14 protein-coding genes are annotated in these 7,238 nt (G+C 65.3%); all 14 read left to right on the top strand.

What is annotated here, in order from left to right; all coding sequences use genetic code 11:
• Positions 1–123 precede the first annotated feature (123 nt).
• The 14 genes from tuf to rplX all read left to right on the top strand — a co-directional run bounded on the left by tuf (position 124) and on the right by rplX (position 7,166).
• Complete coding sequence (tuf, locus tag AB1824_12575) at positions 124–1,332, top strand: elongation factor Tu (GenBank protein ID MEW5765798.1); 1,209 nt, start codon at positions 124–126, stop codon at positions 1,330–1,332.
• Positions 1,333–1,339: 7 nt separating this feature from the next.
• Positions 1,340–1,657: a 30S ribosomal protein S10 gene (rpsJ, locus tag AB1824_12570; protein ID MEW5765797.1), complete on the top strand. Its 318-nt coding sequence runs from the start codon at positions 1,340–1,342 to the stop codon at positions 1,655–1,657.
• Between the two features lie 81 nt (positions 1,658–1,738).
• Positions 1,739–2,362, top strand: coding sequence for a 50S ribosomal protein L3 (gene rplC / locus AB1824_12565; protein ID MEW5765796.1), 624 nt, complete (start codon positions 1,739–1,741; stop codon positions 2,360–2,362).
• A gap of 10 nt (positions 2,363–2,372) precedes the next feature.
• Entirely contained in the window at positions 2,373–2,999 is a 627-nt protein-coding gene (rplD, locus tag AB1824_12560; GenBank protein ID MEW5765795.1) for a 50S ribosomal protein L4, read from the top strand.
• On the top strand, positions 2,996–3,289 hold the full coding sequence (gene rplW / locus AB1824_12555; GenBank protein ID MEW5765794.1) for a 50S ribosomal protein L23: 294 nt from the start codon (positions 2,996–2,998) through the stop codon (positions 3,287–3,289). Before rplD ends, rplW begins: the two co-directional genes overlap by 4 nt.
• Positions 3,290–3,302: 13 nt before the next feature.
• Entirely contained in the window at positions 3,303–4,124 is an 822-nt protein-coding gene (gene rplB / locus AB1824_12550) for a 50S ribosomal protein L2 (protein ID MEW5765793.1), read from the top strand.
• 1 nt (position 4,125) lies between these two features.
• Positions 4,126–4,410, top strand: a complete 285-nt coding sequence (rpsS, locus tag AB1824_12545; protein MEW5765792.1) for a 30S ribosomal protein S19 — start codon at positions 4,126–4,128, stop codon at positions 4,408–4,410.
• Between the two features lie 14 nt (positions 4,411–4,424).
• Positions 4,425–4,772 carry a 50S ribosomal protein L22 gene (gene rplV / locus AB1824_12540; protein MEW5765791.1) on the top strand — a complete coding sequence of 116 codons (348 nt, stop codon included), beginning with the start codon at positions 4,425–4,427 and terminating at the stop codon, positions 4,770–4,772.
• A 91-nt stretch (positions 4,773–4,863) separates the two neighbouring features.
• Entirely contained in the window at positions 4,864–5,493 is a 630-nt protein-coding gene (gene rpsC / locus AB1824_12535; GenBank protein ID MEW5765790.1) for a 30S ribosomal protein S3, read from the top strand.
• 19 nt (positions 5,494–5,512) lie between these two features.
• Positions 5,513–5,938, top strand: coding sequence for a 50S ribosomal protein L16 (rplP, locus tag AB1824_12530; GenBank protein ID MEW5765789.1), 426 nt, complete (start codon positions 5,513–5,515; stop codon positions 5,936–5,938).
• The gene (gene rpmC, locus AB1824_12525; GenBank protein ID MEW5765788.1) at positions 5,935–6,159 is read left to right on the top strand and encodes a 50S ribosomal protein L29; all 225 of its coding nucleotides are present in this window, start codon (positions 5,935–5,937) and stop codon (positions 6,157–6,159) included. Before rplP ends, rpmC begins: the two co-directional genes overlap by 4 nt.
• Before the next feature lie 2 nt (positions 6,160–6,161).
• A complete protein-coding gene (rpsQ, locus tag AB1824_12520) occupies positions 6,162–6,437 on the top strand; it encodes a 30S ribosomal protein S17 (GenBank protein ID MEW5765787.1) in 276 nt (91 codons plus the stop codon).
• A gap of 22 nt (positions 6,438–6,459) precedes the next feature.
• Positions 6,460–6,831, top strand: coding sequence for a 50S ribosomal protein L14 (gene rplN / locus AB1824_12515; GenBank protein MEW5765786.1), 372 nt, complete (start codon positions 6,460–6,462; stop codon positions 6,829–6,831).
• A gap of 14 nt (positions 6,832–6,845) precedes the next feature.
• Entirely contained in the window at positions 6,846–7,166 is a 321-nt protein-coding gene (gene rplX / locus AB1824_12510; GenBank protein ID MEW5765785.1) for a 50S ribosomal protein L24, read from the top strand.
• The last annotated feature ends 72 nt before the right edge of the window (positions 7,167–7,238 follow it).

The following is a 7,238-nucleotide window of genomic DNA, read 5'->3' as shown; positions in this document are numbered from 1 at the left end:
AGGTCCCTGACCCAGGGCCGGGGCAACTACGTCATGCAGTTCGAGCGATACGAGTTCATGCCCAAGCAGATCGCGGAGGAGATCGTAGCCCGCGTACAGGGCCGTTAGCCAAGGAGGCAGAGTATGTCGAAGGAAAAGTTCCAGAGGACCAAGCCGCACGTCAACGTCGGGACCATCGGCCACGTGGACCACGGTAAGACCACCCTCACCGCGGCCATCACCAAGGTGCAGGCGGCCAAGGGCCTCGCCAAGTTCATTTCCTACGACGAAGTGGCCAAGGCCTCGGAGTCCCAGGGCCGCCGCGACTCCACGAAGATCCTCACCATCGCCACCGCCCACGTGGAGTACGAGTCCACGAACCGGCACTACGCCCACGTGGACTGCCCCGGACACGCCGACTACGTGAAGAACATGATCACGGGCGCGGCGCAGATGGACGGCGCGATCCTGGTGGTCTCGGCCGAGGACGGACCCATGCCCCAGACCCGCGAGCACATCCTCCTCGCCCGTCAGGTCGGCGTGCCCTACATCGTGGTCTTCCTCAACAAGTGCGACAAGGTGGACGACCCCGAACTCCTCGACCTGGTCGAGCTCGAGGTCCGCGACCTGCTGAACCAGTACCAGTTCCCCGGGGACAACACCCCCGTGATCCGCGGCTCCGCCCTCAAGGCTGGCCTGGCCGAGGATCCGAACGGCCCCGATGCCAAGTGCATCCAGGACCTGCTCGACGCCTGCGACTCCTTCATTCCCGAGCCGGTGCGCGACATCGACAAGCCGTTCCTGATGCCCATCGAGGACATCTTCTCCATCTCCGGGCGCGGGACCGTCGTCACGGGCCGCGTGGACCGCGGCATCGTCAAGGTCGGCGAGGAAATGGAGATCGTCGGCTTCAAGCCCACCTTCAAGACCGTCATCACGGGCGTCGAGATGTTCCGCAAGCTGCTGGATCAGGGTCAGGCCGGCGACAACATCGGCCTCCTGCTGCGCGGCACGAAGAAGGAAGAAGTCGAGCGCGGCCAGGTGGTGGCCAAGCCCGGCTCCATCACCCCCCACACCCGCTTCAAGTGCGAGGTGTACGTCCTGACGAAGGAAGAAGGCGGCCGCCACACTCCCTTCTTCAAGGGCTACCGCCCGCAGTTCTACTTCCGCACGACGGACGTCACCGGCGACGTCACCCTGCCCGAGGACCGCGAGATGGTCATGCCCGGGGACAACGTCAGTGTGGAAGTCAAGCTGATCTCCCCCATCGCCATGGAGAAGGGGCTCCGGTTCGCCATTCGTGAGGGAGGCCGCACCGTCGGCGCCGGCACCATCACGGAGGTCTTGGAGTAGCCTGCACATGCTGAACGAGAAGATCCGAATCCGCCTTTTGGCGTACGACCACTGCATCCTGGACCGCTCCACGAAGGAGATCGTGGAGACGGCCAAGCGGACCGGGGCGCGGGTGAGGGGCCCGATTCCTCTCCCCACCGACCGCTCCGTCTGGACCGTCAACCGGTCTCCTCACGTGGACAAGAAGTCCAGGGAGCAGTTCGAAATGCGCACCCACAAGCGGCTCCTGGACATCTACGACCCGACGCCGCAGACCGTGGACGCGCTCATGAAGCTGAACTTGCCCCCGGGCGTGGACGTGGAGATCAAGGCCTTCACGAAGTAGCCGCGTTCGGAGGCGCGGGCGCACCGCGGGCCCGCAGGCTGGGCACGTCGCCGGCGGGCGACCTCTGCCCGAGGAGAGGACATGAAGATCGGCATTCTGGGACGCAAGGTCGGCATGACGCAGGTCTTCGACGAGACCCGCGCCGTGGTGCCCGTCACCGTGATCCAGGCGGGCCCCTGCGTCGTGCTGCAGAAGAAAACCCCGGACACCGACGGCTACCACGCGATTCAAATCGGGCTCGTGGAGAAGGTCGGTCGGGGGGCGGTGAACAAGCCCATGGCCGGGCACCTCAAGAAGTACGGCACGGCCTCCGTGCGAGCCGTCCGCGAGCTCCGAGGGGAGTTCCCCGAATTGGCCCCCGGAAGCCCCCTCACCCTGGAGCAGTTCCAGGGGGTGTCCGCCGTGAATGTGGTGGGCACCAGCAAGGGCAAGGGCTTCCAGGGCGTCGTCGTGCGCCACGGCTTCCGCGGCGGGCGCGCCACCCACGGCTCCATGTTCCACCGTGCCCCGGGATCCATCGGCGCCTCCTCCGATCCGTCGAGGGTCTTCAAGGGGACGAAGATGGCCGGGCAGACGGGGAACGGCCGGGTCACCGTCAAGAACCTGCAGGTCGTGCGCGTGGACGCGGAGAAGGGCCTCCTCCTCGTGAGGGGGGCCGTTCCCGGCCCCCGGGGCGGCCTCCTGCTCATCCACGGTATCCACTAAGGGGCGGGCCATGAACGTTTCCGTGATCAACGCAGCCAAGGAACCCCAGCGGGAAGTCAGCCTTCCCGACGAGGTCTTTACGGCCGAATACCGGCGGGACCTGGTCTACGAGGCGGTTCGCAGCTTCCTGGCCAACCAGCGGCTGGGGACCCACTCCACGAAGCGGCGGGACGAAGTCGCCGGTTCCGGCAAGAAACTCTGGAAGCAGAAGCACACCGGCCGCGCCCGCATGGGCGAGATTCGCTCTCCCCTCTGGTACCACGGCGGCATCGTCTTCGGGCCCAAGCCCCGCGACTACTCCTTTTCCGTCCCGCGAAAGGTTCGGCGCAGCGCCATGAGGAGCCTCCTCTCCGAGCGCCTGCGGCGCGGCCTCCTGTCGGTGGTGGAGGATCTCTCGGTGGAGTCCCCCAAGACCAAGGCCTTCACCCAGAAATACGCCGCCATCCTGGACCCCCACAAAACGGTCCTCTTCGTGGACGAGCAGGTCTCGGACACCGTCCGCCTCGCCAGCCGCAACCTCCCGGGCGTGAAGGTGGCGCCGGTGGGGGAGGTCAGCGTGTACGACCTGGCCCGTTACGAAATGGCCGTCTTCACCGAGAAGGCTCTCCTGAAGCTCACGGAGGTTCTGCGGCCATGAGAAATCCGCACACCGTCATCATCCGGCCCCTGCTCACGGAGAAGAACCTCATCGCCAAAGAGCGCACGAGGACCGTGGCGTTCCAGGTGGACCCGAAGGCCAACAAGCTCGAGGTCGCCCACGCCGTGGAGAAGGTCTTCAATACGCAGGTGGAGGAAGTCCGCATCGTGAACGTCCTCGGCAAGAACAAGCGCGTGGGCCGGTCCGAAGGCAAGAAGCCCGACTGGAAAAAGGCCTACGTCAAGCTCGCCAAGGGCGCCAAGCCCATCGAGTACTTCGAGGGCGTGTAAGGGGAACGGAGCCATGGCCATCAAAACCTACAAGCCATATACAGCCAGCCGCCGCTACATCACCACGGCCACCTTCGAGGAGGTGACCCAGAAGGCCCCCGAGAAGCGGCTGTTGGCGCCGAAGAAGCGGCTCAGCGGAAGGAACGCCGACGGCCACGTCACCATGCGCCGCCGGGGCGGAGGCCACAAGCGGCGCTACCGCATCGTGGACTTCAAGCGCGACAAGCGCGGCATCGAAGCGCGCGTGGCGGCGGTCGAATACGATCCCAACCGCACCTGTCGGATCGCCCTCCTTCATTACATGGACGGCGAGAAGCGCTACATCCTTTGTCCGGACGGACTCGCCGTCGGCGGCAAGGTGATGGCCGGCGAAGAGGCCGAGGTCGTGGTCGGGAACGCCCTCCCCTTGCAGAAGATCCCGGTGGGCACCATGGTGCACAACGTGGAGCTTCACGAGGGCGGAGGCGGCCAGATCGCCCGCTCGGCGGGAGCATCGGCCCAGCTCATGGCCAAGGAAGGCCGGATGGCCACCCTGCGCATGCCCTCCGGGGAAATGCGCTACGTGAGCGTGCGCTGCTATGCCACCGTCGGTCAGGTGGGCAACGTGGACCACCAGAACGTCACCCTGGGCAAGGCCGGCCGCTCCCGGTGGCTGGGCCGCCGGCCGAAGGTCCGCGGCACGGCCATGAACCCCGTGGACCACCCCCACGGTGGCGGCGAGGGCAAGAGCAAGGGCGGGCGGCACCCGGTGACCCCCTGGGGCGTTCCCACCAAGGGCTACAAGACCCGCCGCAACAAGCGCACGGCCCGGTTCATCCTGAAGAGGAGAAAGTAGCATGACCCGCTCGCTGAAGAAGGGCCCCTTCGTGGACGCCCACCTCGACAAGAAGGTGGAGGCCATGAACGCCTCGGGAAAGAAGGCCGTCATCAAGACCTGGAGCCGGAGGTCCATGATCGTGCCCTCCATGCTCAACCACACCATCGCCGTCCATAACGGGAAGAAGTTCGTTCCCGTGTACGTGACCGAAAACATGATCGGCCATCGCCTGGGCGAGTTCGCCCCCACCCGCACCTTCCGGGGCCACTCGGGCGAAAAGAAAAAGGCCGAGGTGAAGAAGTGAGCCGGGAGCCCGAAATGATCGCCACCGCCAAGATCACCTACGTGAACACGTCGGCCCAGAAGACCCGCCTCGTGGCGGACATGATCCGGGGCCGTTCGGTGAACGAGGCCCTCTCCATCCTGCGCTTCGCCAAGAAGCACGTGGCGAGGGACATCCAGAAGCTCCTCAAGTCCGCCGTCGCCAACGCCGAGAGCCGGCCTGGCCGCCAGGTGGACGTGGACGAGCTCGTGGTTCGGAGCATCCAGGTGAACGGCGCCTCCCTCAAGATGCGCAAGCGGACTTTGCCGGCCCCCATGGGGCGGGCGTACCGGGTCCAGCGCCGCCAGTGCCACATCACCATCGGCCTGGACGTGAGGAAGTAGGCGGGACTTGAGAATCGGGCCGGGCGGGGACGCCCCCCGCCGGGAACGGCCGGCGTTGAATGGCGCGCAGCACCGTGTTTGGAGGTGAGCATTGGGCCAGAAAGTGAATCCCGTGGGTTTCCGGGTGGGTTTCAACAAGGACTGGGAGTCCCGCTGGTTCTCCAAGAAGGAGTACAAGACCCTCCTTCACGAGGACCTCGTCCTGAGAAAGGAACTCCTCCAGCGCCTCAAGCACGCGGGGGTCTCTCGCGTGGACATGGAGCGGGCCGGCAAGAAGCTGACCGTGACCATCGCCACGAGCCGCCCCGGCGTGATCATCGGAAAAAAGGGCGCCGAGGTGGACCGCCTCAAGGAGGAGATCCAGCGTCGCCTGGACCGTGAGGTCTACATCAAGATCGACGAAATCCACCGCCCCGAGATCGACGCGCGCCTTGTGGCCGAGTCCATCGCCCTTCAGCTCACCAAGCGCGTGGCCTTCCGCCGGGCCATGAAGCGCGCCATCGAAATGGCCGGCAAGTTCGGCGCGCTGGGGATCCGCATCCGCGTGGCCGGGCGCCTGAACGGAGCGGAGATCGCCCGTTCCGAATGGTATCTGGAGGGCCGGCTGCCGCTCCAGACCCTGAGGAGCGACATCGACTACGGGCTCGCCGAGGCCCACACGACCTACGGGGTCATCGGCGTGAAAGTCTGGATCTACAAGGGCCAGAAGGTGAGCAAGTAGGCCACCGGGAGTACGCGCCATGTTGATGCCGAAGAAGGTCAAATACAGGAAGCAGCAGAGGGGCCGCAGGGGTGGGATCGCCGTGCGCGGAAGCTCGGTGTCCTTCGGGGACTACGGCCTCATGGCCCTTGAGCCCGCCTGGATCACGAACCGCCAGATCGAAGCGGGCCGCGTGGCCATCAACCGCTACATCAAACGCGGGGGAAAGATGTGGATCCGGATCTTCCCCGCCAAGCCCTACACGAAGAAACCCCTGGAAACCCGCATGGGCAAGGGCAAGGGAAATCTGGAGGGGTGGGTCGCCACAGTGAAGCCGGGGCGGATCCTCTTCGAGCTGGAAGGCGTCACCCTGGACATCGCCCAGGAGGCTTTCCGCCTGGCGGCCCAGAAGCTGCCCATCAAGACGCGTTTCGTTTCCCGCAAGGACCAGGAGTTCTCCCTATGATGAAGCCGCAGGAGCTCAGACGGCCCCAGAAGATCCGTGACCTCTCCTTGGACGAGTTGAGGCGCGAGGAGAGCGAGATCACCGAACACCTGATGAAGCTTCGCTTCCAGATGGCTTCGGGCCAGATCGAAAACCCCCAGCTCATCCGGGCCTACCGGCGGGGTCTGGCGAGGGTCAAGACCATCCTGGCCGAGAAGCAGCGGCCGGCCGGAGGGAACTGAAAATGGACGCGACCAAGACCCAGAGTCCCCACCGCCACCGGGCAACCAAAGTCGGCGTGGTGGTTTCGGACAAGATGGAGAAGACCGTCGTGGTGAAGGTGGAACGCAAGATCTTCCACAAGACCTATCAGAAGGTCGTGAACCGGACCTCCCGGTTCAAGGCCCACGACGAGGGGAACCAGTGCGGCGTGGGGGACAAGGTCCTCATCGTGGAGACCCGGCCCCTGAGCCGAGACAAGCATTGGGCCGTGAAGAAGGTCCTCGAGAAGGCCCGCTGAGGTCCGAGGGTAGGAGCACGCCATGATCCAGATGGGAACCATTCTCGATGTGGCCGACAACTCGGGAGCCAAGAAGCTCTCCTGCATCCGTCTAAAAGGCGGTGCGTCCATGGGCCGCTACGCGGGCTTGGGCGACATCATCACCTGCGCGGTGAAGGAGGCGGCGCCCCAGGGAACCATCAAGAAGGGAAAGGTCGTCAAGGCCGTCGTCGTCCGGACCGTGAAGGAGACGCGGCGCCGGGACGGCTCGTACATCCGATTCGACAACAACGCCGCGGTGCTGGTGGACGACAAGGGTGAGCCCGTCGGCACGCGCGTTTTCGGTCCCGTGGCCCGGGAGCTCAGGGAGAAGCGCTTCATGAAGATCGTCTCCCTCGCCCCCGAGGTCATCTGAAATGGGGGCGACCCGTGGGTAACCGAATCAAGAAGAACGACCAGGTGGTGGTCCTCTCCGGCAAGGAGAAGGGCAAGCGGGGACGGGTCCTCTCCATTCTCCCGGAGAAGGAGCGGGCCGTCGTCGAAAACGTGAACTTCGTGAAGCGCCACACCAAGGCCAACCCCCAGCGGAACATCAAGGGCGGGATTCTCGAGAAGGAATCCTCCATGCCGATGGGCCGCCTGATGCTGGTCTGCAAGGAGTGCCAGCAGCCCGTCCGCCCAGCCTTCAAGGTGGTGGAGGGGGGGCGCAAGGCCCGCGTGTGCCGCAAGTGCAACGCCGTTCTGGACTGAGGGAACCGAAATGAGCGCCAAGAGCGAGAAGACCGACAAGACCGAGAAGGCCCCCGCCAAGGGCAAGACCGA

The organism is Acidobacteriota bacterium, assembly GCA_040752915.1.
Lineage (GTDB): Bacteria > Acidobacteriota > UBA4820 > UBA4820 > DSQY01 > JBFLVU01.
The sequence above is the reverse complement of the archived record's forward strand: the minus strand, read 5'-3'. Positions and strand labels throughout refer to the sequence as shown.